The 22,182-nt window shown below is 45.4% G+C and carries 17 protein-coding genes; 6 read left to right on the forward strand and 11 right to left on the reverse strand.

Features of this window, described 5'->3' with window-relative positions:
* Position 1 precedes the first annotated feature (1 nt).
* The 8 genes from uraH to ACLD71_RS14185 form a co-directional block, all read right to left on the reverse strand.
* A complete protein-coding gene (gene uraH, locus ACLD71_RS14150; RefSeq protein WP_303515302.1) occupies positions 2-328 on the reverse strand; it encodes a hydroxyisourate hydrolase in 327 nt (108 codons plus the stop codon).
* Complete coding sequence (uraD, locus tag ACLD71_RS14155; RefSeq protein WP_137675163.1) at positions 325-846, reverse strand: 2-oxo-4-hydroxy-4-carboxy-5-ureidoimidazoline decarboxylase; 522 nt, start codon at positions 844-846, stop codon at positions 325-327. Before uraD ends, uraH begins: the two co-directional genes overlap by 4 nt.
* Positions 836-1,744, reverse strand: coding sequence for a xanthine dehydrogenase accessory protein XdhC (gene xdhC, locus ACLD71_RS14160; protein WP_411991085.1), 909 nt, complete (start codon positions 1,742-1,744; stop codon positions 836-838). The genes uraD and xdhC overlap by 11 nt, the downstream gene beginning before the upstream one ends.
* On the reverse strand, positions 1,737-4,100 hold the full coding sequence (gene xdhB / locus ACLD71_RS14165) for a xanthine dehydrogenase molybdopterin binding subunit (RefSeq protein ID WP_411991086.1): 2,364 nt from the start codon (positions 4,098-4,100) through the stop codon (positions 1,737-1,739). The genes xdhC and xdhB overlap by 8 nt, the downstream gene beginning before the upstream one ends.
* On the reverse strand, positions 4,093-5,508 hold the full coding sequence (xdhA, locus tag ACLD71_RS14170; protein ID WP_411991087.1) for a xanthine dehydrogenase small subunit: 1,416 nt from the start codon (positions 5,506-5,508) through the stop codon (positions 4,093-4,095). The genes xdhB and xdhA overlap by 8 nt, the downstream gene beginning before the upstream one ends.
* A gap of 63 nt (positions 5,509-5,571) precedes the next feature.
* The gene (locus ACLD71_RS14175; RefSeq protein ID WP_411991088.1) at positions 5,572-6,531 is read right to left on the reverse strand and encodes an isopenicillin N synthase family dioxygenase; all 960 of its coding nucleotides are present in this window, start codon (positions 6,529-6,531) and stop codon (positions 5,572-5,574) included.
* A 51-nt stretch (positions 6,532-6,582) separates the two neighbouring features.
* The gene (locus ACLD71_RS14180) at positions 6,583-7,662 is read right to left on the reverse strand and encodes a BMP family ABC transporter substrate-binding protein (protein ID WP_137675168.1); all 1,080 of its coding nucleotides are present in this window, start codon (positions 7,660-7,662) and stop codon (positions 6,583-6,585) included.
* Between the two features lie 345 nt (positions 7,663-8,007).
* A complete protein-coding gene (locus ACLD71_RS14185; protein WP_411991089.1) occupies positions 8,008-11,253 on the reverse strand; it encodes an RICIN domain-containing protein in 3,246 nt (1,081 codons plus the stop codon).
* A gap of 717 nt (positions 11,254-11,970) precedes the next feature.
* On the opposite strand from ACLD71_RS14185, the gene ACLD71_RS14190 reads away from it, so the two are divergent.
* The 5 genes from ACLD71_RS14190 to eutC all read left to right on the forward strand — a co-directional run bounded on the left by ACLD71_RS14190 (position 11,971) and on the right by eutC (position 17,184).
* Positions 11,971-13,353 (forward strand): nucleobase:cation symporter-2 family protein, encoded by a 1,383-nt coding sequence (locus ACLD71_RS14190; RefSeq protein WP_411991090.1) that lies wholly within the window; start codon positions 11,971-11,973, stop codon positions 13,351-13,353.
* A gap of 192 nt (positions 13,354-13,545) precedes the next feature.
* Entirely contained in the window at positions 13,546-14,049 is a 504-nt protein-coding gene (locus ACLD71_RS14195) for a hypothetical protein (protein WP_411991091.1), read from the forward strand.
* Positions 14,050-14,221: 172 nt separating this feature from the next.
* Positions 14,222-14,761, forward strand: coding sequence for a nucleotidyltransferase family protein (locus tag ACLD71_RS14200; protein WP_411991092.1), 540 nt, complete (start codon positions 14,222-14,224; stop codon positions 14,759-14,761).
* Between the two features lie 213 nt (positions 14,762-14,974).
* Positions 14,975-16,369 carry an ethanolamine ammonia-lyase subunit EutB gene (locus tag ACLD71_RS14205; RefSeq protein WP_411991093.1) on the forward strand — a complete coding sequence of 465 codons (1,395 nt, stop codon included), beginning with the start codon at positions 14,975-14,977 and terminating at the stop codon, positions 16,367-16,369.
* Positions 16,366-17,184, forward strand: a complete 819-nt coding sequence (gene eutC, locus ACLD71_RS14210) for an ethanolamine ammonia-lyase subunit EutC (RefSeq protein WP_411991094.1) — start codon at positions 16,366-16,368, stop codon at positions 17,182-17,184. The genes ACLD71_RS14205 and eutC overlap by 4 nt, the downstream gene beginning before the upstream one ends.
* Before the next feature lie 136 nt (positions 17,185-17,320).
* Here eutC and ACLD71_RS14215 read toward each other — a convergent pair whose 3' ends face one another.
* A complete protein-coding gene (locus ACLD71_RS14215; RefSeq protein WP_411991095.1) occupies positions 17,321-18,634 on the reverse strand; it encodes a 6-phospho-beta-glucosidase in 1,314 nt (437 codons plus the stop codon).
* Positions 18,635-18,754: 120 nt separating this feature from the next.
* Between ACLD71_RS14215 and ACLD71_RS14220 the strand changes: the two genes are divergently transcribed.
* A complete protein-coding gene (locus ACLD71_RS14220) occupies positions 18,755-19,708 on the forward strand; it encodes a LysR substrate-binding domain-containing protein (protein ID WP_411991096.1) in 954 nt (317 codons plus the stop codon).
* Positions 19,709-19,861: 153 nt separating this feature from the next.
* Here the strand turns inward: ACLD71_RS14220 and ACLD71_RS14225 are convergent, their stop codons facing one another.
* Complete coding sequence (locus tag ACLD71_RS14225) at positions 19,862-20,347, reverse strand: N-acetyltransferase family protein (protein WP_411991097.1); 486 nt, start codon at positions 20,345-20,347, stop codon at positions 19,862-19,864.
* 57 nt (positions 20,348-20,404) lie between these two features.
* The gene (locus ACLD71_RS14230) at positions 20,405-22,084 is read right to left on the reverse strand and encodes a bifunctional metallophosphatase/5'-nucleotidase (protein ID WP_411991098.1); all 1,680 of its coding nucleotides are present in this window, start codon (positions 22,082-22,084) and stop codon (positions 20,405-20,407) included.
* Between the last annotated feature and the right edge of the window lie 98 nt (positions 22,085-22,182).

Here is a 22,182-nt window from a genome sequence, read left to right on the forward strand (position 1 = left end):
ATTAGCTGCCTCGATATGTTGAGTAGCTAAAGCCACTTAATATCAGGGGAATGTGGTAATGGGCTTGGCTTTCTTCGCTGTTAAACACCACATCGGCTAAGGGGAAGAAGCACTGTTTAAAATGTTCATTACAGTAATCTTCGGTGATAAAACGCAGGCAGTAACAATCGGCGTCTAACTGTAATTCGGCAAAGCTAAATCGGCCGTCTTGATTAGTGACGCCTTTAGCTAAACTCTGGGTTTCGCCAAATCGGAAAATTTCTACGGGAATGCCAGCCGCAGGCTGGCCACAACTGGTATCTAGTACATGGCAGCTCAATGTGCTCAAAATAAGTTCTCCATTCTAAGAAGGCTGATTTGCTGCTGTTGCTTGGCAGCAGTGATTAATTCTTGTTGGCGACTTTGGCCATAACGTTGCTGTAATAAGTGCAGCATTTGGTCAGCTGACTTACCGCTAGCGCACACGATGAAAATGAAGCCGTAACGGCGTAGGTAATCTTGATTTAGTTTAAGTAGTGCGTGTAGGGTAGTTTGTTGAGCATCGGCCACTTGGGCTTGTTCAGCTTGGCTTAAGTCTTTGCCTTGGCTGTATTTTTTGTGCAGGCTGCTTAAATCACCAATCATCGGGTGACCCGCAAAGGCCTCTAACCAGTCCTGCTCAGTTAGCTGACTAAAGGCTTGAATGGCCATTTGATAACAATGCTCGGGTGATTGAAAAGGGCGTAAACTGGCCAGCTGTTGCTGCCACGTTTTACTGGTGCAAATGCTGGCCATTTGGCTAACAAACTGGCTAAGCGGCAAGTTGTTTAACTCACTTAGCGTTTGTTGCACTTGGTTATTGCTCATTGCTTTCTCCGGCCAGTTGTTTGCGCAGAGAGTTAACCGTTTGCCACTGTTGTTTATGTTGGTTTCTTTTAGTGTCGTTTAAGATTGGCTGATCAGCGTTTGAGTGATCGTTATGCAATAGGCTGATCAGTTGGGCACTCACCGACACGGCCACTTGCATTGGTAATTTACCTTTCACTTCAGGTAAGCCAATAGGGCAAACCAATTGTTCACTAAGTTCTGGCTTAGCGAGTTTTTCTGCTAGTCGGTATTTAAATCGCTGGGCTTTGGTGGCCGAACCAATCACGCCGACAAAGTGTAAATCTTGGCGCGTTAGTGCGGCCAAACTCAGTTCAAAATCTAAACTATGGTCTTGGCTTATAATCAGCACATTACTGGCTGGTTTTAGTTCGCTAATGGTTTGCACTGGCTCTGGATGATAGTGGGTGTTCACACCTAATTTGGCGATTGAGTCCAACCAGTCTTGTCGATTATCAATCACCTCTAGGCTAAACGGCAGTTGTGACAGTATTTGGCACAGTGCATGGCTAACATGGCCTGCGCCATAAATGGTGATATGTGCTTGTTTAACCGCGAAATATTCAAACAGTACTTGCACCGCGCCACCGCAACATTGGGCTAAATCGGCCGCTAATGAAAAGCGCTCTATTTGAGTACCGTTTTGACCGTGTTGCAGATGATCACGGGCGTGCTTGATCACCTGATATTCTAGATTTCCACCACCTAGGGTATCGAATTGCTGCTGTTGGCTAATCACCATTTTTGCACCATTCGCACGGGGAGTAGAACCCGCTTCGGCAATAACAGTAGCAATGCAATAAGCCTGTTGTTGCTCCTTCAAATAGCCACACGCGTCTAACCAATTGTGAGGCTGTAAACTCTGATTCCAGTTATGCATCTTGTGCCTCCAAGAAATCAAATTGGCGTTGGCAGGCCATAAGTATTCGCTCGCCAGTGGCGGGAGCATCTAACTGCGGTGCGAGCTGATGTTGGCTAATCGACGCAACCGCATCATAAATGGCGCACCAGGCGCTAATGGCTAACATAAAGGGGGGTTCGCCCACCGCCTTTGAGCGGTAGATGCTGTGCTCGGGGTTCATTTGGTCAAACAAACTAATGTTCATTTGTTTGGGGTAATCGCCAATAGTGGGGATTTTGTAGTTAGCTGGGCTTTGACTTAGCAGGCGACCTTGCTCATTCCACACTAATTCTTCAGTAGTTAGCCAACCTACACCTTGAATAAACGCGCCTTCAATTTGGCCAATATCAATGGCAGGATTAAGGCTAGCGCCCACATCATGCAAAATATCGACTCGGTCTAGGCTCATTTCTCCGGTAAGAGTATCTATGCTTACTTCGCTGCAAGCAGCGCCTAAGGAAAAGTAGTAAAACGGTCGGCCTTCGGCTTGCTCACGGTTGTACCAAATCTTCGGTGTTTTATAGAAGCCAGTGGCAGAGAGAGGCACCCGATGCATGTACGCTTGCTGCACCAGTTCACCCCAACTAATAGTATTTTCACCTAAGGTAACTTGGCCATTTTCAAATTGAATTTGCTCTTCGCTGACTTGGTAGTGGCTTTGCGCAAAATCTAACAAACGTTGCTTAATGTCTGCGGCCGCCAAATGCGCTGCCATGCCGTTTAGGTCACTGCCCGAAGACGCTGCGGTAGGCGAGGTATTCGGTACTTTGTCGGTACGCGTGGATTTGATGAGCACGTAGTCAAAAGGAATACCAAGAGTTTGCGCCACAATTTGCTGCACCTTGGTATGTAAACCTTGGCCCATTTCAGTACCGCCATGGTTTAGCTGAACACTGCCGTCGGTATACACGTTAATTAATGCACCCGCTTGGTTAAGGTGTTTGGCAGTAAAAGAAATGCCAAACTTAACTGGGCTTAGCGCCAGCCCTTTTTTAATGGTGGGATTACTGTGGTTCCATTGGTTTATTTGTTGGCGCCGCTTACGGTAGTCGGCATTTTGTTCAAGTTGTTTGAGCAGATTGCACATGTCTTGGTGTTGCTCAACGGGCATGCCGTAATGGGTGGTGGCATTGCCTGCGTGGTAAAGGTTTTTGTAGCGAACATCTAAGGGGTCTTGGCCGGTAGCAATGGCAATGTCTTGCATGGCTTGCTCGATAAGCATCATGCCTTGAGGGCCACCAAAACCACGAAAAGCAGTGTGCGATACTGTGTCGGTTTTAAGGCGATTACCCACTACTTCTGCCTGACTTAGGCTGTAGGCGTTGTCACTATGGAACATCGCTCGGTCAACAATGGCGTCAGACAAATCTGGCGAGTGACCACATAGCCCGTTTACTTCTAGCTTGGCACTTTCAATCACACCGTCACGGCTTACACCTAGTTGATAGCGATTGTAAAAGGGATGGCGTTTACCGGTTACCGCCATATCTACGCTGCGTGGTAAACGAATTTTTACTGGCTTACCGGTTTGCCAAGCCGCGAGGCTAGCCAAGCATGCCCATTGGGCGGCTTGGGTTTCTTTGCCGCCAAAGCCGCCACCCATTCGGCGCATATCTACCGTGACCCGATGAAAGGCAATATTGAGCACTTCGGCAATCAGTTTTTGTACTTCGCTAGGATGCTGTGAAGAGGTATACAGTAAAATGCCGTCTTCGCTTGGCATCGCTAGGCTTACTTGCCCTTCTAAATAAAAGTGTTCTTGCCCGCCGATGTGTTGATCTGCGCTCAGCAAAATGTCGCTTTGTTTAAGTGTTGCTTGGCTGACCGCTGTGCCCATACGGTGCGAGGGCCGTACAAAAGGTTCTGGGTTGCCGGTTTGGCTCGCTTGCTCTGCGTTCAATATGGGTTCAACTTGAGATTGATATTGCACTACATCTTGGCTAGCTTGCGCTGCAACTTGCCAGGCACGCTGGTGGTTATGGCAGAGCACTAGCGCAATCGGTTGCTGGTGATAGCGAATCTCCTGCTCACTGAGCAAGGGGTCACCTGGGAATATTGGCCCAATATCTTGATGACCGGGAATATCGTCGCAGCGAATAACCGCCACTACGTCTGGATTGTCATTGAGTGAGTCAAGTTGCTGCTCGCTGACACAACCTTTGGCAATTTGGCTGGTAATCACAGCAGCGTGTAAACACCCTGCGGGCAGGTTTTGGTCGTCTACAAATAGTGCCGCGCCAGCCACTTGTTTCGCTGCACTTTCGTGAGGAACAGATTGGCCTACAATCTCGCTAATACCCACTTGATGTAATTGCTGAGTCGTTAGCTTACGCATGGGCAGCTAACCTCGTTGGCAATTGGTGGCAGTACAAATAGAAGCGCTTGAACAAGTTTTGCACTAGCATCACTCGATAAGCTGCGCTGGCTCTTACATCGTCAATCGGCTTGATAAATTGCGGCACCAACGCTTGTAGTTGTTTAAGCTTTTGGGGGGTAAAGGTTTCGCCTAGCAAACAGTTTTCTAGCTCAGTTAAGCGCACTGACTTTGCGGCTACGCCACCGGCAGAAATCACGCAGTGGCTTACCAGCTTATTGCTGTCGTATTTGAGCGCTACGGCTAATACTACCGTGGCAATATCATCTTCATAGCGCTTACTGACTTTGTAGATTTGATGCTGAATGTCGGGATCTAAATCGGGCAAGTGAATTGCGCTAATCCATTGCTCTGGCTTTAAGCGCGTTTCACGGTAACCTGTGATGTAATCTTCTGGAGCATATAGTTCGGTGCTGTGGCCATCATCTAATTCAATTTTTCCGTTCAAACTGATTAATAGCGGTGCGATATCGCCAATGGGTGAGGCGTTACCCAAACTGCCGCCTAAGGTGGCGCGGTGGCGGATGGTGATACTGCCCAATCGTGCAAAAATCTCATCGGTAGTGGGGTAGTGTTGCCGCATAAAAGCATGAACGTCACTTAAGGGTACGGCGGCACCTATCCGCCAGCCACCTTCAAACCGTTTGATTTTGCTTAACTCTGGTAGGGCGGTGAGATCGATGATCTTGGGAATGCGCTGATGCAGTTGAGTAACTTCTAAGGCTAAATCCGTGCCGCCGCCTATCCATTTAGCGTCGGGGTGTTGCTGGCGAATTTCGGCAAGCTCTTGGCGGTTACTAGGTTGCCAATAGTTCACGCTATTTAATGGTTCGCATTTGCCCATCCAGTGCTGTACGGTGTCTTCACTTTGTTGGATATGGTCATTAGTGGCGGGCGCTGCTGCAACTTGTTGAGCAGCTTCTATTAAGGGGCCGTAACCGGTGCAGCGGCAAAGGTTACCTGCTAGGTAGTCTTCGGGATGTTCAGGTTGTTGCTCTTGGCGTGATAAGGCATATAAAGACATTACAAAGCCGGGAGTACAAAATCCGCATTGGCTGCCGTGTTTATCTACTACCGCTTGTTGAACTGGGTGTAATTGCTGGCCTTGCTTTAAATACTCTACAGTGATGATTTGTTTGCCATGCAAAGAATGTAGCGGAGTGATACAGCTATTAATTTGCTGGTAGCTTAATTTACCTTGAGCGGTCTTGCTCACCATTACCACGGTACACGCGCCACAATCGCCACTGGCGCAGCCTTCTTTGGTGCCGACTAAGCTGCGTTGTTCACGCAAAAAATTCAGCAGCATGGTGTCTGCCGCTTGCTGACTGAGCGCTATCGCTTGGTCGTTAATCATTAGCTGTAACATACTGCTCCTACCTTTGTTACAAACTTAAAGTTGTCTACATGGTCAACTTTAAGGTTAAATTTTTTAATTGGTTTCAGTGTCGCTGCGATAGGCGTAGGTATCTGCGAAGCGCGATAAAATCCATTCGCCGGCGCTAACTTCTGAGTACTTCGATGTTTCTCCCTCGGCTAAACAAGAGGCTAAGGTATTTACTGGTGTGTCAAAATCTGGCTCTACAAAAAAAGGCATAGAGAAGCGGGTCGCTTGCTTGTTAGGGCTGGTGACCCGATGTGGCGTAGATTTGTACTTACCATTTGTCCAACGCTGCATTAAATCACCGATATTGACGACAAAACTGTTTGCTAGTGGTGTGGCATCTAACCAATTGCCGTTTCTATCCTGCACTTGCAAGCCCCCAATGTGATCTTGATAAAGCAAGGTGATGCAACCGTAGTCGGTATGTGCGCCAGCACCATTGCTGCTATTTTTCTGTGGTGGGTAATGAATCAGCCGCAACACACTAATCGGGCAGCTAAAGTTTTTACTAAAAAAGTTTTCCGCTTGGCCTAAAGCAATAGCCATTGCCTGTAGTATTTTGAGTCCAACCTGTAGGGTGAGTTCGTAATGCTGCTGCATTAGCTGAGCAAAGCCGTCAAGATTGGGATACTGGTTGGGCCCGTACAGCAGAGAATATTTGGCCACTTGCGGGTGATAGGGGCTTAAATCCAAGGCCATATCATAGGTTTCTTTAAAATCTTTCGGCCCTGCGGGGTCTAATTGCTCGGCGCTAACTTGGCCCCAACCTCGGTGATTAACTGAGCGTTGTATATCGATTTTGCTTTTTTCATCTTCGCTTAAGGCAAAAAACTGGGCGGCCATGCTTTGCACTGCTGCAAATTGCTCTGGTGGAATACCATGACCGGTCACGTAAAAAAAACCTTTGTCTCTACAAGCTGCATCTATCGCGTCCACCACTTCTTGCCAACATTGGCTGTCTGCTTGGTTTAGTGCGGCAATGTCAATAATAGGTAAGGCTAAGGTCATGCTTGTATCTCTTAGTGAGCCCAGCTAAACGCTGGGCTTTTAAGTCAAATGCTACTTTGGAATGGTGGCGTCGATACCTTCTACGTACCACATCACGCTGGCTAGCTCTTTGTCGTTTAGAGTTTTACCCGCCGGGATAACTTCCTTGCCTTGGTTGTCTTTCATCGGGCCAGTGAAAGGATGGAATTGGCCAGACTTAATTTTGGCTTCTGAACTACTAATGGCGGTTTTTACCTCTTCGGGTAAGGTTGGGTTAACCGATACCACCTGGAGGATTTCTTCGGCAAAACCACCCCAATAATCTTCTGGCTTCCAAGAACCTGCCATCACTTCTTCTACAGTACGAATATAATGTGGTGCCCACACATCTCGAATTGAGAACATATGTGCGGTAGGGGCAAAATGACTCATGTCAGAGGCTTGGCCAATGCCCATCATGCCGCGTTTTTCTGCTGCGATAAGTGGCGCGGGGCTGTCGGTGTGTTGCAAAATAATGTCTACGCCTTGGTCCATTAAGGCATTGGCAGCGTCGGCTTCTTTACCGGGGTCGTACCAGGTATTTACCCAAACAATTTTAATTTGTACGTCTGGGTTAACGCTTTTAGCACCAAGGTATACCGCGTTAATATCGCGAATGACTTCTGGAATAGGGAAGGAGGCAATGTAACCAATAACGTTAGTTTTGGTGGTCATGCCTGCCGCTACGCCCGATACATAACGTCCTTCATAGGTACGAAGTATGTAGGTAGAGACATTTTTGCTGCGCTTGTAGCCAGTGGCGTGTTCAAAACGTACTTTAGGAAAACGCTTAGCCGCTTTAATAGTGGGGTTCATAAATCCAAACGAGGTAGTGAATATCACATCGTGGCCCGATTTTGCCAGCTGAGTAATCACTCGCTCGGCATCTGCACCTTCTGGTACATTTTCTACAAAAGTAGTGCTTACTTTGCCACCAAAGTGTTGTTCCATCTCTATACGACCTTGATCGTGCTCGTAACTCCAACCGTGATCACCTACTGGGCCAACGTAGACAAAGCCTACTTTTAGCGGCTCGTCTGCTGCCATGCTAGCAGGGGCAAGTAAACTGCTTACAGCAAACGCCGCTGCGCTTATCCATTTATTTAGTTTCATTAAGAACTCCGTTTCTATTTCGGCGGTGAGGTGTTGATTAGTGATAGCAAAAAGCTGGCCACTTGGTCATGTTTTTTGATTTAAGTCAAAAAAGCCCATTTGCACAAGCTTTGTTGAGATTACTGGTAATAATTGTTACGGGGCTAGTGGCTGTTGCTTGTTAAATAGTGGTGCAGCGTTTGATTGAAAACGCACCACACTTAGGCATTCATCAGCGTTTAGCTTTTACCAAGCATAGTTGATGTAGCCAAAATGTTGCGGCTGTGATTTATAGGGATAAAAAGGAGAGGGGAACTAGCCGCTAAGCTTGATGCCGCGGCTAGTGGTTTTGCTTTATTTTGCGCTTTATTCTACAAAGCGTATTAGTTGATTAGCTTGACTACCACACTGCCACTGCTGAATCGCAGCAGCTTTGTTAGCGCTGGCATTTTTTACATCAATACAGGCGTTAGATTTTTTAGCGCGCAGCTCAAACCAGCCGTTTTGCTTGTCTACTAACTTCCAAGCTTGGTTGGGGTTATTTGCCCCACAATTGTATTGCTGAATTGCCGCGCCATTGGCTTGGCTACCATTGGTTAAGTCCACACACTTTTCGCTTACTTGTGCTTTAATCGCAAACCAATTATCACCTAAGTCGGTAAACCTAAAACGCTGGTTAGTATTTTGAGTATTACAGTCCCATTGGTGGTATTGGCTGCCATTTTCAGTTCTACCGTTGGCTACGTCAATGCACTTATAGCTGTGTTTAAACTGTAGGTTAGTCCAGGATGTTGGTGGGGTAATGCCTTCTGCAACAACGCTTAAGTCGTTTATTTGGTCGCTAGCTATATTACTTTGCCATTCGGTACCTACTGGTCGAATGCTGTTTTTAAGCGTGTAACCGTTTGACGCTACAGGTATGTCATCTAATTCAAGATTTAGCTGAGCAATGCCTTCGCCTGCCTCTACCGTAGTAGTAGCTTGGGTCAGCCATTGATCGTTTAACCACAGCTCTACAACTATGTCGCGCTGTTCAGTGGCGCTATATTCAACATCAAATTGCTGTTGCTGAGCGTGCGCTAACATTTTCTCGGTTACGAGCAATTTAGTGCTGTCTTCGCTAGGAAGAGCATTCACAATAGTAATGTTAGTGATTTGCTCAAAATCGATGTTTTGTTGCCACGAAGCACCAACCGGGCGAATAGACCCTTTAAGAATGTAGGTGGTGCTACCTACCACAGGTGCAGTGCCTAGTTTAACGGTAACGCTCGCTCGGCCGTCACCGGGTTTCACTGTGGTTTTGCCGGCTGCTAACCAATTGTCATCGTTCCAAACTTCAACGACTAGGTCGCGCTCTATCATTGCCGAATAATCTAGTTCAACGGTGTATTGCAAGGCGCTAGTTAACTCACTGAAGCTGTCTACAAATACTAGTTGATCGAAGCCCGCGCCATTATCATCTTCAATACTAATGTCGTTGATCTGGCTTTGTTGAATAATGCTGGCAACGTCGCCACCTTGTGGGCGGATATTGGTTTTGAGTATGTAATCTTCTTCGCCTGCTTGAGTCGGCGTATTTAAGCTGATCTCGAAGGTTTTACTGCCTTTACCAGCGGCTACATTTTGGGTTTGTCCTGCTAGGTAGGTTTGGCCGTTCCACAGCGATACCACAAGATCACGGCTCATAGAGGCTTCATAGTTCACCGTTACGGCGTAATTGCTACCAGGTGCAAGGCTGATGATTTGTTCTGCAAAGCTAATTTTGTCTTCGTTTGTGGTGGCATTGCTTTGGTTATGAACCTCTAAAACTACCGAGCTAACACGGCCGTCAGAGTCAGGGAAGGTAAGGCTAATGGTGTTATTTTTCGCTAGCAGTTGATTGTTTACAGGTATGCGTAATGTACCAAAAAAGTCATCTCGCGAGCTTTGGTCGCCACCTTTCCAGTTACTGGGTACCGAAACTGCGGTGCCATTTACTTTCACAATTGGCTGCTTTGATTTGTTGTGTTTACGGCCAATACTCACTTTAAGTATCGAATCGCCATTAGCTAAATCAACATTGTTAATGTCAAAGTTAAGCACTTGATTAGCTGTAATTTTTTGCAGGTTAGTACTGCTGTAATAGTTGTTTACCTTAACGGTATTATTTAATTCAAGGTTTCCGTTGAAGCGATAAGCCAATACTACGGTTTCACCAGGAATTAAATCTACAGAATTAGGTGTGTTAATGCTGGCTTGGTCTTGGTAAATAGGCGCTTTGTTGGTATAAATCTTTAAGGATTTTTTACTCACATTGGCAATACTGCCAAAGCTATTTACAAAATCTAAGTTCACTTGTTGATTGCTTTCAGACAAGCTATTTAGCGCTACGTAAGCGGTATTACCATCAACAAAAGCATGTACTTGTACATCTTCATAATCAGAGAGTGTTTTTACCCGTAGGCCTTTTACCTCAGACCATAATTGGTAGAAGTGGATCCGCGGTGTCCAAAAGAACTTGGTGGGTTTGCCATTCACAATGCTGGTGGGATCGGGGCGTGATACTACGGCTCCGTAAGGTTCCCAGTTATTGGTAGCGTTATAGTGCCACGCGGCTTTACCGGTAATAAACGGAATAGACGTAAGCAAACGGTCTTGGCGGTCTATTAGTTGAAATAACATGTTGTTAATTGAGCGAACCGACTGCACGCTGGCAATGTCGCTGTAACTATCGCCATAGCCTTTTTCAATTCCACCGTATTCGGTAATGGCTAGGGGTTTAACTTGGTCCCACTTGTGGTAACTGTAGCTTTCAACTAAATCTAAGATTGCGTCTAAGTTACTGCCAGAACGCTGACTATTTGCTCCGGTTACGTTAACTCCATCGTATAAATGCACCGAAAACGCATCCATGTATGGACCTGCGCTATCCATAAACATCTTCATACGTGTATCAAAGTGTTTAAAGTCCCACAATTCCATGGATGGCCAAGCACCGGCATAACCAATTAACTGGGTATTGATGTTTTCTTGGTCAAACTTTTTGCCAATTTGCTTAAATAGCTCGGTAATTTTGCTACGCGCTAAATCGTCATCGATGCCAAATTCACCGGCATGTACAAAGGGTTCGTTGATTGGCTCATAGAAAATAGGGCGTGTGCTGTCGTCAAAGTAATATTTGAAGTAGTTGGCGGCCCATTCTGCGGCTTTTACCGGATCTTGGTTAGCTGCGAACGCATTGCGAGGGTGATCGGTAACGATGTAACGATCTGAAAAGTAGGCATAGTTTCTATGATTTTTAGTGTTAGCCACATTTTTTGCGCCGTTGGTTTTGGCGGTGGCTTCATTAGGGTAAGAATCGTGCCCTTTGTGCGCTGAGAAGGGACTCCAAAAGCCGCGACCAAAGCCTGCGTTTAGCTCGTTAGTTAGGTAATCCAATTCGTCACTGGTGACTTGGTTTTCTGAGTGGGTGGTATGTAGATTAAAGTACTTCTCTCGGTCTAACTTAGACACGCCACCAATAAATTTTTGGGTGCTTAAATCAATCGTAACGGTGGGTGCTGCATAAGACCCGCTGCTGACTAATAAGCTAAACGTCGCTCCGATCAGTGCCGAGGCAGTTGATAATCGCATTTGTATCTCCATGATAGTGTTTTAAAAAACATGTGGCATGGGTGTTAGTTAAATGCCTTGTTATAAGCCTGAATCTTAGCGACTCAAGTTTGGCTACAACAAATCTAGTTTGCGCAAGGTAACACTCATATCATCCTGATATTGCTAAGCTTTGTCCCTGTATCTTATTACTTGCTTGGATTACTTTTATTGGGGGGCGAACTTAAACCAGTTATGGCTGGGCAAGATACTAGAACAGGCTTAATTGATATTTAAATTAAGAATTGAGTTTGTCACTAAGCTGTGAGGTACATCACGCAATATTCTTGGTTTTAGTGCTTATGTGTCGTTAATGAAAGACAGTTATCTGACTGTTATTTATAGTTTTTTAATGCTTGTTTATGATTAGCACTTTTAGTGACTCTAGAAATGGTAAACAGCAGAAAAACGGATAAAGCTACCGGTTTAAACGAATCGCTTATTAGGCTTTTGGAAGTGACACCATGTGGTGCATGGTTTGCGAAATTCGCACCATGATCACGCTTGCTACAGATGTTTTTGCTGGCATATTTTACTCGACATTATTTTCTCCCTTCGCGCTCTGCACCTTTGATACAGGCGGCTTGTAGAACTCCCGAATGTTACAAAAAGGTAAACTGGCAAGTTTGTTGCGTTATTAAACTGACTGAATGGTCAGGTTGGGCGGCGATAGCCGAATGTTAATGAACGGAGCCAAAGATGAAAACCGAAGCATCGCAGGAACTCATTTACACGCTAGACGAGCAGCCCAAAGCGGCCGAAGCTTTTTTTGCAGGATTACAGCATGTGTTGGCTTGTTTTGTTGGGGTGATTACCCCAACACTGATTATTGGTGGCGTACTAGGTCTAGGTGAACACATCCCTTATTTGATTAGCATGGCCTTGATTGTATCGGGTGTCGGCACCTTTATTCAGGCGAAGAAAATTGGCCCAATAGGCGCAGGCATGATTTGTGTGCAAGGCACTAGTTTTGCCTTTTTAGGCTCGGTATTGGCGGCCGGGTTTATTGCAAAAAGCCAAGGTGGCGGGCCAGAAGAAATGCTATCGCTTATATTTGGCGTATGTTTTTTAGGTGCCTTTATCGAGATATTTCTTTCTCAGTGTTTAGTGGCGATGAAGCGCATTATTACACCGCTGGTGACCGGTATTGTTATCACTATTATTGGGATCTCACTGATTAAAGTGGGCATGACAGATTTGGCGGGTGGCTTTAAAGCGCCTGACTTTGGGAGCTTACCAAACCTTGGTTTAGGGTTTGTGGTATTGGCGGTGATTATTGGTTTAAACCGCTGCTCAAACCCTTGGTTACGTTTATCATCGATTGTTATTGGATTGGCGATAGGCATGGTGATTGCTGCGTTCATGGGTAAGTTCGATTTCTCTGCACTTGGCTCTCAACCGTGGTTTAGTATTCCTGTGCCTTTTAAGTATGGCTTTAGTTTTGATTGGGTCGCGTTTCTACCCATAGGGCTTATCTATTTTATTACTGCCATTGAATCCGCCGGAGATATCACCGCAAATTGCGTTATTTCGCAGCAGCCAATTAAAGGCGACGCTTATTTAAAACGTATTCGGGGCGGCGTATTGGCTGATGGAGTTAACTCTTTGTTAGCGGCAACATTTAACACCTTTCCCAATACTACTTTTAGTCAGAACAACGGAGTGATTCAACTAACTGGCGTGGCTAGCCGTTATATTGGCTATTACATTGCGGCCATTTTGGTGGTGCTGGGTTTGTTCCCACTATTGGGTGCGGTGCTGCAACAGATCCCTAAACCCGTGTTAGGTGGAGCAACCCTTGTTATGTTTGGTACGGTTGCTGCCGCGGGCATAAAAATCATCGCCAGTGAGGCACTTAATCGCCGAAAGCTACTCATAATGGCGGTGTCTTTTGGGGTAGGGTTAGGTGTGACGATGGTGCCTGATTTACTGCAACACGCGCCCAAACTGGCTCAAAATGTTTTTGGTTCTGCGGTGACTTCGGGCGGCTTAATTGCTATTGCACTAAGTTTATTGCTACCCGAGGAACAGGTCGAATCGTCAAGTTCGGTGGAGACTTCTGCTCGCGATTCATCAGGTTAAAGTTTGTTCATTAGTCGGCTTGAATAAACGGCGAGCTTTTGGCAGAATGACGGCAGGTGCTAAAGGGGCGCCTGCCCGCCAAGAGGAACTCACCCTTAAGTACGCTAAGCTTAGCGACCTATCATTACGACACTGTATGTCATTCTGAATATTGTTTTGCGGGGAACAACATAAGTATTTAGGAACATAGAGATGTTATCTGCTATTGAAGAACTTAAGATCCGCAGTAAAATTTTGCTTAAACAGCGTCATACTGCTGACTCTCCGTTACCCGCCTTAGCCAAAGGCAAATCACCACAACTTAAACACGCTTTGTTATATGTAGCACGCCAAGCTGGCTTTAACGATTGGCAACACGCCCAAGCGGTATTGTCCTGTGAGCATAGCGAGCCTAAACAACAAGATAGTGGCAAGTTTTGGTATTCCAATGCTTGCATGGCGTTGCTTAACCACTGGTGTGCTAGCTACCAAGAAGCCCTAGCACTGCAGACTAAAAGGGGCGGGGTAATACTGCCTTACAAAAGCCAGTTTGTGGTGGCCGACGGCGTGTATTTGCAAGCACTGGGTTTAGCCGCCAACGATCCCTTATGGGAAAGCCTTAACCATGATTGGTGCCAAGGTTCGCAAGCCGTTCGACAAGAATTAGCTTATAAGCGTTTATTATCAATGCAAACTGCCCGTTATAAAGTGTGTTAAAACGTCAGTGATCCTTAAAACTAAAAGAGGTGAGTGTTGATCGCCTCTACTATTGCTTTTTGTCAGAATGTATAAATAGTTTTGAATCGCGCTTTTGTATTGGCCGTTTCGCTAAACAATGCCAAAGTGTTGCAAACGTGATTATTTATCAAACCTATCTCAAGACATTTTAATGCAAACGATTATCGAGTTAGTAAAACAAGATCTTCCTCGAGTACAGGCGCTTGAGTACGTTCAGGCCCTAAACTTGCCCGATTGCTATATTGCTGCTGGTTTTGTTCGAAACTTAGTGTGGGATCATTTGCATCACAAGGTAGTACCTACCAAGCTAAACGATGTAGATGTTATCTATTTTGATAGCAGCGAAACTGACCCTGACAAATATTTGGCCTATGAGAAAGTGCTTAGTAGCGCAATGCCTGGTTTAAATTGGCAAGTACGTAATCAAGCCATCATGCATAAACGCAATGGCGACCCGCAATACCTGAACTCATTAGATGCAATGCGTTATTGGCCTGAGAAAGAAACCGCGGTGGCAATTCGCTTGCTGGATAAGCATCGCTTCGAGTGTATTGCTGCATTTGGTTTTGACTCTTTGTTTAGGGCACAAATAAGCTATAACCCTAAGCGGCAGAGAGCGGTATTTGAGCAGCGGGTAAACGCAAAAGGCTGGTTAATCGCATGGCCAAATCTACAGCTTATTTATGAGTAAAAGCAGATAAGTTGATACGAGCGTTCCACTTCTTCACACACTAAGCCTAGGCCATTGAAAGAGCAGATTATTCTAGCTATTGCTCTTACTGGCTTTTTGTTTGATGCTAATGATTCACTTGTTAATCGACAGGCTTAAACAAGTCTTTTACTGTGTTACTAAATTGATTCTTAGTGCGCCTAACAAGAACGCGCTAATTATGTAGGATACATAATGGCTGAATTTGTAATGAATGCGGGTGGGGAGCGGTTTCGTTTCGCCAGCTTAAAAGAGTTAATGGCCAAGGCTTCTCCCTTGCGCAGCGGTGACCAATTAGCGGGTTTAGCGGCATTAAGTGACCATCAGCGAGTAGCGGCGCAAATGGCCTTAGCCGAACTGCCTTTAAGCCACTTTCTTAATGAAGTGCTTATTCCTTACGATTGTGATGAAGTAACACGACTGATTGTTGATAGTCATGATGCTCAAGCATTTAAGGCTATTGCTCATCTGAACGTGGGCGATTTGCGTAATTACCTGCTAAATGAGCAGGTTGGCGCGGCGGAGCTAACAGCGTTAGCACCCGCGTTTACGCCTGAAATGTTGGCTGCAGTTAGCAAGTTGATGCGTATTCAAGATCTCATTTTGGTTGCTAGCAAGTGTGAAGTAGTGACGGCATTTCGCAATACCTTGGGGTTAAGTGGAACCTTGTCGACGCGCTTACAGCCTAATCACCCTACCGACGATCCTGCTGGTGTGGCGGCGAGCATTTTAGATGGCTTATTGTATGCCAATGGTGATGCGGTGATTGGTATTAATCCCGCTACCGATAATTTGCAGGCTGTTACCACCTTAATGAAGATGCTGGATGAAGTGATTCAGCATTATCAAATTCCCACCCAAAGTTGCGTGCTTAGCCACGTAACTACCCACTTAGAAGCGATCAGTTTAGGCGCACCTGTAGATTTAGTGTTTCAATCTATTGCGGGTACCGAGCAAGCTAATCAAGGCTTTGGTATTAACTTAGCCTTGTTAGATGAAGCCTACAGTGCAGCGCTATCGCTCAAGCGTGGCACTAAAGGCAACAACGTGATGTATTTTGAAACCGGGCAGGGCAGTGCGCTTAGTTCCAATAGTCACCACGGGGTTGACCAGCAAACCTGCGAAGCGCGAGCTTACGCTGTCGCGCGGCGCTATAAGCCCTTATTAGTTAATACCGTGGTGGGTTTTATAGGGCCAGAGTATTTGTATAACGGGAAGCAAATTATTCGAGCCGGTTTAGAAGATCATTTTTGTGGCAAGTTAATAGGCTTACCTATGGGCTGCGACATTTGTTACACCAACCATGCTGATGCCGATCAAGATGACATGGACATGTTATTAGTGCAGTTAGTCAGTGCTGGGGTTAACTTTATAATGGGCATTCCTGGCTCAGATGACATTATGTTGAACTATCAAACCACCTCTTTTCATGATGCCTTATTTGCTCGGCAGATTTCTGGGAAAAAACCTGCGCCAGAGTTTGAGGCTTGGTTACAACAGCAACAAATCACCGATGACCATGGCCATTTAGCGCTTAAGCAGCAGTTGCCAAAAGCCTTTGATGTGGTGAGTAAGGAGTTGCGCAAGTGAGCGATGACAAATCTAACTCATTGGTGACTAAACCTGCGCTCGCAGAGTTGGTGATTGAGAACCCTTGGCAATCATTAAAGACACACACCGATGCGAGAATTGCTTTAGGCAGAGCGGGTTCTAGCTTACCCACCAAGGCACATTTAGCTTTTCAATTAGCTCATGCGCAAGCGCGAGACGCTGTATTAATGCCTTTGGATTATCAAAAGCTAGCCGTGGAGCTAACCCGTTTTGAATTAGGTGTTAAACACCTCAGCTCGCAAGCCTGTGATAGAGCTACGTACTTACAACGTCCCGATTTAGGCCGGTTGCTTGATGAGCCATCGAAGCAAACCTTAGCGAATGACCTCGCTAGTTACGATATTGTGCTAGTGCTGACCGAAGGACTATCTTCAGCCGCAATTAGAGAAAACGCCAGCTCAATGTTAGCGGCTTTGCTGCCTAAGGTGGTTGGCTTAGGTTTATCTATCGCGCCATTGATAATTGTTGAGCAAGGCCGAGTAGCTGTAGGTGATGATGTAGCCCACGCCTTGGGAGCGAAAATGGTGGCAATACTGGTGGGCGAGCGGCCAGGTTTAAGCTCGCCCGATAGCTTAGGCATTTACTTCACTTATCAAGCTTATCCCGGCATTGAAGAAGCCAAACGCAACTGTTTATCTAACATTCGCTCGGCAGGCATGTCGGTTGACGACGCGGCATTTCGCTTAGCCTATTTAATTGAACAAGCTAATCAGTTGGGGTACTCAGGCGTGGAGCTAAAGGATAAAACTGAAAGCAGTAATGCCAAAGTAGGCCAAAACTTTCTACTCCCTTAGGCAAAGTTACAATAGAGTTGTCGACCTTAGAGGGTAAGTGCTCATTAGTGACCCTAAAGAGGCTATGTTTAGGGTAATGACTATCGATAATGGGGGGCTCAATGCCGCACCCATTGTCGATAAAAGAGGTGAAGGATTAACGGAACTGAGGCATGAAGTCTAAATTTTCGTCAATCGTTTCATTTAACGCTTCTTCTAAAATGCAGCCTGTTGTGACTAATGGATTCAGAATTAGCGCTCGGTGGGCGATATTACGATCACCTGCTACTGCTGCTTCAACGGTTAGTGTTTCAAAATCTTTCATCATTTGAATAAGGCGTAATGTATCTGAAGGGAACGGTGCAACGTTTAGTGGTACGGGGCCAGAGCGAGTAATCATACTACTTACTTCAACCGCACAATCATCTGACAGACCAGCTATAGTGCCATTGTTGCGTGTATTAACGTGCATGATGGCACGTTTGTCGTTGTAAATTGAGCTCATTAGCTCACAAGCTGCTTCAGAGTAATATTGACCGCCTCGTTTCTCTAGCTCTTTAGGTTTCTCGCTAAGAGCTGGATTACGATAGATATCGAACAGGCGTTCTTCCATTGCTTTAACTACTTCACCACGGGTGCCCTCGCCATTCGCCTCTACAATTTCTTGCTGCATGATATCTTGGCTAGTGTAGTAATAACGCAAGTAAGCACATGGAATCATGCCCATGTTACGCAGTAACTGTTCTGGCCAATCAAATGCCGGTATGTTTGCAGGAACCAGCGTATCGTTACCTGACAGCATCTCATCAACGATGTCTTCGAGTTTGTCTTGACCGTTAATAAGTACTTGTCGAGCAAAAATGAAGTGGTTTAATCCCGCAACTTGTAAGACAAAGTCTTGCTCGTTTACATCAAGCATTTTGGCAATGCCTTTTTGCATGATAACCGGCACATTACATAAGCCGACCGCTTTCACCTTGGTATGCTTAAGAATAGCTTCGGTCACCATGCCTGATGGATTGGTAAAATTGAGTAACCAAGCATCTGGACACAACTCTTCCATTTCATGGGCAATTTCAAGTGCGATAGGGATAGTACGGCAAGCATTAGCAAAACCACCAAGACCGTTGGTTTCTTGTCCAATCATGCCGTATTTTAGAGAAATACGTTCATCGCGAATACGACCTTCGAGGCAACCCGCGCGGAACTGAGAGCAAACAAAATCAGCATCTTTTAAGGCTTCTTTACGATCCAGCGTGACATGCACATTTATGTGTTCCAAATTGTTTTTAGCGAGCATACGGCGTGTTAGCTCACCGATAATGTTGACCTTGTCGTGGCCTTCTTCGATGTCTACCAACCAAAGTTGACCGATAGGAAGTTCGCTGCTGCGATGAATTAGGCCTTCAACAAGCTCTGGAGTGTAACTAGAACCAGCACCAATAATGGTGATTTTAAGTTGGTTTTTCATATGAGGATTCTCTATACGGATTAATTGAGTTAATTAAAAGCCTTTCCATTAAGGGCGACAAACTAAAATATATGTTATATACATTAGCTACACTAATTCATAAGCATAATGTTTAGTTTAATGGACAAAAAACAACAGCAACTCACCAACATGCACACATTCAGTGTGGCGGCTAAGTTTTTAAGCTTTACCAAAGCGGCGGAAGAGTTGTTTATTTCTCAGGGGGCGGTAAGTCAACGAATCAAGCAGCTAGAGCTGCAACTCGGCTTTATGTTGTTTGTAAGGCTGACAAGGCGTTTAAAACTCACCGTAGAAGGAGAGCGCTTACTACAAGCGCTTAATCAATCTTTTGACCTGATTTTTTCTGAGATAGACGATATTAGGTTTAAGGAGTTAAGGGGAGAGTTGTATCTTGGCGTTGCGCCGACATTTGCGCAAAGCTGGTTGTTAAAGCGTTTACCTGAATTTCAAGCGATGTACCCCAATTTGAATATCAAGCTAAGAGTGAAGGCGAGTCCGTTAAATTTTCAACATGAACCAGTGGATTTGGCTATCTATTATAGCGAGAGGCACCACGCTGAGTTTTTCAGCCAAAAGTTATTTGATGAATACATTACTCCGGTTTGTTCGCCTAGTTATTATGAGAATCAATTGAATACTGTTGATAACAAAGGTGAGCCACTTGAAAGTAACCAGCTGTTAGCTGAAAATTTTAGTGACCTGACTTTAATCCATTGTTCTGAATCGCTTGAATCGAACCAACCTCAACATGAATGGAAGTTATGGCTTGAAAAGCAAAGTGATGAGCAAGTGAAACGATTAGTGCTTCCTGAGGCTAGCATGATAGTTAACCATGCCGACATGGCAAATTCAGCCGCGAGTTACTCCATGGGTATGGCGATGGGAAGAATTGCGCTAATAGAAGAAAAGTTGCATACGAAGGCGCTAATCGCGCCTTTTGAAAGCGTATCTTCAGGGCGTGCTTATCATTTAATTTGCCCTCAAGGTCAGCAAACAAGGCCAAGAAATAAAGCTTTTATTGATTGGTTGATGGCTTGCTTATCTAAGGCATAAGCCATCAACTACTACAATACTTGGTCAAACTGACTAACGGCTTAATATCTCGTAGCCATCAACAAAGGTGTTGTAAAACTGAGCCATTACTTGTTTACAGTGATTAGAGCAGTAAGCGTTGGTTGACGGAAATGTTTAGAAGGTTGCGATAGTTTAAGTAGCTAAGGTTTTAAACATAATTAAACAATCCACCAAGCCTTGTTCGCTGTGTTGATAACCATTGGGAATGGTACCGATAACATCGAATCCCAGCTTTTTCCACAGAGCAATGGCCGTCTCATTGGTAGAGACTACCGAGTTAAATTGCATGGCGCTAAAGCCGAGTTGTAATGCCTGCTGTTGAGAGTGCAAGCACAGCTGCTTAGCGATACCTTTGCCGCGAGCCGTTTCACTAACCATATATCCGCAGTTACACACATGGCTACCAGGCCCCATGGCATTAGCTTTTAGGTAGTAGCTTGCTAGTATTTCACCATTTTCTTCATATACAAAACACTTAGCTGGCAATATACACCAAAGCTCATAGGCTTGTTGCTCACTCATATTCGGATCAAAGGCGTAAGTCTGTTGGGCGCGAATCACTGCCTCGAAGCTTGGCCAGAAGGCGCTAAAATCCGCTTGGGTCATGGCTCTTATCATTTGAGTCGTCCTTTGGTATTCGCCGCTTCGCTTTGAGGAGTGCAGAGAGTTATGTGTTTACACTAACTGTTTTTGTTGGCTGGCAAAAGTCACAAAACTGTCGCTCATGGTCATGCCTAGGTCTTGATGATCCCAGCTATCGAGCAAGGCATGATAACCCTCTTTCCCCGCTAAGGTGTAAGCCGAAGAGACCCCTCGGTAGTTCTTTTTTAGCTCAAGCGCCTGCCACATATCGCCGCAGCGTAGTTCTACCTTGCTTACACGTTGGCCTGCAGGTTTATCACCTTGGTAGTGGTAACGCAGTTTGTAAAAGTAGGGAAAGCTGCCGTCTCCAGTGCCTAACAAGCCATTGTTCGTGGCGTTATCTATCGAGCTTTCAATAACTTGCAATAATTGTTTACCTGATACTAGATAGCTAACAATGGCAATTTCAAAGGGTAATAAGCGGCCGCATATTTCTGCTTTAGTAAGCGGGCCCGCTTTTAAAGAAACACGCACACCGCCGGCGTTATGTAAGGCAAAATCGGTGGGCTGTTTGGCGTTAGCGGCTTGATAAAAACCTTGGCATACCAGTGGTGATATTTCACTGCCCTCGGGCAGTTGGCTGGTGGGCATTCTAGAGTGTAACAATGGCTTGCTCAGTGTAGTCACAACTTGGCGGCGCATTTCGTCAATTACTGGGCGATATTCTTGGTTGATGATCTTGGTCATTTGCTGATCATCAGGGTAATGGCTCACTAATGAACTCGCCGCCAAATAATCAGCAATTTGAGCGCGTATCTCGGGTGATACTGGCTGACCATGTTGCAAAGCTTGCCACTGGTTATCGATTAAAAAACTCACGCCGCCATCTACCGAAATAACCTTACCTTCGCTATCAAATTCTAAGCGCTCTAAGCCTATAGATTCAGCATGTTTACCTGCTTGTAGAATGAGGCAGCCATGATGCCAGTGCTGGCTTTGTTGAGTACTTTCAATACCCATTTCAGAGAAATCACCGGTTAAAGTGTGTGAGTGGCCACCAACGATCAGGCTTATGCCGGATACGGCTTCCGCTAAGGCTAAATCTCCGCTATGGCCTAAATGGCTTAATACCAAGATGTGTTTTATGCCTTGTTGTTGTAAATGCTTAATCGTTGCTTGAGTCGTTTCAATGGCGTTCAAGAAATGGCAGTCAGCATCGGGGCAACCAATGTTATGCATCAGGTCGTGGGTAATACCAATAATTGCCAGTTGTTTATCGCCTAAAGGCTTGAGCAGGTACTCAGCTATTTGTTGCTGATTATCGTAGCGATAGAGGTTTTTATGTGGCGCTAAAGGTTGAGGTTTATGTTGATCTTCTTGGCTTAAATCCATGTTACCAGCAAGCAAGGCAAACTCAGCTTGATCAACAAATTGTGATACTGGCGCGTTACCAAGATCAAACTCATGGTTGCCAATGGTCATGGCGTCAGGCATAAGCAAGTTAAGTAAACGGGCGTTAGCTAAGCCTTTGAATTGGCTGAAATACAAACTGCCTTGAAAGCTATCACCTGCATGTAGCAATAAACTAGGTATCTGCTGTTGTTTCGCTATTTTTCGTTGTTCGGCTACTGCGCTAGCAATACGCGCATAACCTCCGCATTGCGCATCAATTTGGTAGCGTTGTCCATGTAAGTTGATGTAAAAATGGACTAAAGAAGACTCAAAATGGGAGTGGGTATCGTTGATATGAGCCAAGTAAAGCGAATAAGTCATAGAGTCTCCAACAAGCGGGAAGGCATGATACGCCAATTTATTACTTTGCTTGAACCATTCAGTGATATTTATTTTTTACTGGCGCTGTTAGTCACCAA

This window comes from Agarivorans sp. DSG3-1 (genome assembly GCF_046774965.1).
In the GTDB taxonomy this organism is placed as follows: Bacteria; Pseudomonadota; Gammaproteobacteria; order Enterobacterales; family Celerinatantimonadaceae; genus Agarivorans.

Coding starts and splice junctions, on each gene's coding strand:
- uraD (WP_137675163.1), bottom strand. CDS start 846: ATGAGCAATAACCAAGTGCAACAAACGCTAAGTGAGTTAAACAACTTG.
- xdhC (WP_411991085.1), bottom strand. CDS start 1,744: ATGCATAACTGGAATCAGAGTTTACAGCCTCACAATTGGTTAGACGCG.
- xdhB (WP_411991086.1), bottom strand. CDS start 4,100: ATGCGTAAGCTAACGACTCAGCAATTACATCAAGTGGGTATTAGCGAG.
- xdhA (WP_411991087.1), bottom strand. CDS start 5,508: ATGTTACAGCTAATGATTAACGACCAAGCGATAGCGCTCAGTCAGCAA.
- ACLD71_RS14175 (WP_411991088.1), bottom strand. CDS start 6,531: ATGACCTTAGCCTTACCTATTATTGACATTGCCGCACTAAACCAAGCA.
- ACLD71_RS14180 (WP_137675168.1), bottom strand. CDS start 7,662: ATGAAACTAAATAAATGGATAAGCGCAGCGGCGTTTGCTGTAAGCAGT.
- ACLD71_RS14185 (WP_411991089.1), bottom strand. CDS start 11,253: ATGCGATTATCAACTGCCTCGGCACTGATCGGAGCGACGTTTAGCTTA.
- ACLD71_RS14190 (WP_411991090.1), top strand. CDS start 11,971: ATGAAAACCGAAGCATCGCAGGAACTCATTTACACGCTAGACGAGCAG.
- ACLD71_RS14195 (WP_411991091.1), top strand. CDS start 13,546: ATGTTATCTGCTATTGAAGAACTTAAGATCCGCAGTAAAATTTTGCTT.
- ACLD71_RS14200 (WP_411991092.1), top strand. CDS start 14,222: ATGCAAACGATTATCGAGTTAGTAAAACAAGATCTTCCTCGAGTACAG.
- ACLD71_RS14205 (WP_411991093.1), top strand. CDS start 14,975: ATGGCTGAATTTGTAATGAATGCGGGTGGGGAGCGGTTTCGTTTCGCC.
- ACLD71_RS14215 (WP_411991095.1), bottom strand. CDS start 18,634: ATGAAAAACCAACTTAAAATCACCATTATTGGTGCTGGTTCTAGTTAC.
- ACLD71_RS14220 (WP_411991096.1), top strand. CDS start 18,755: ATGGACAAAAAACAACAGCAACTCACCAACATGCACACATTCAGTGTG.
- ACLD71_RS14225 (WP_411991097.1), bottom strand. CDS start 20,347: ATGATAAGAGCCATGACCCAAGCGGATTTTAGCGCCTTCTGGCCAAGC.
- ACLD71_RS14230 (WP_411991098.1), bottom strand. CDS start 22,084: ATGACTTATTCGCTTTACTTGGCTCATATCAACGATACCCACTCCCAT.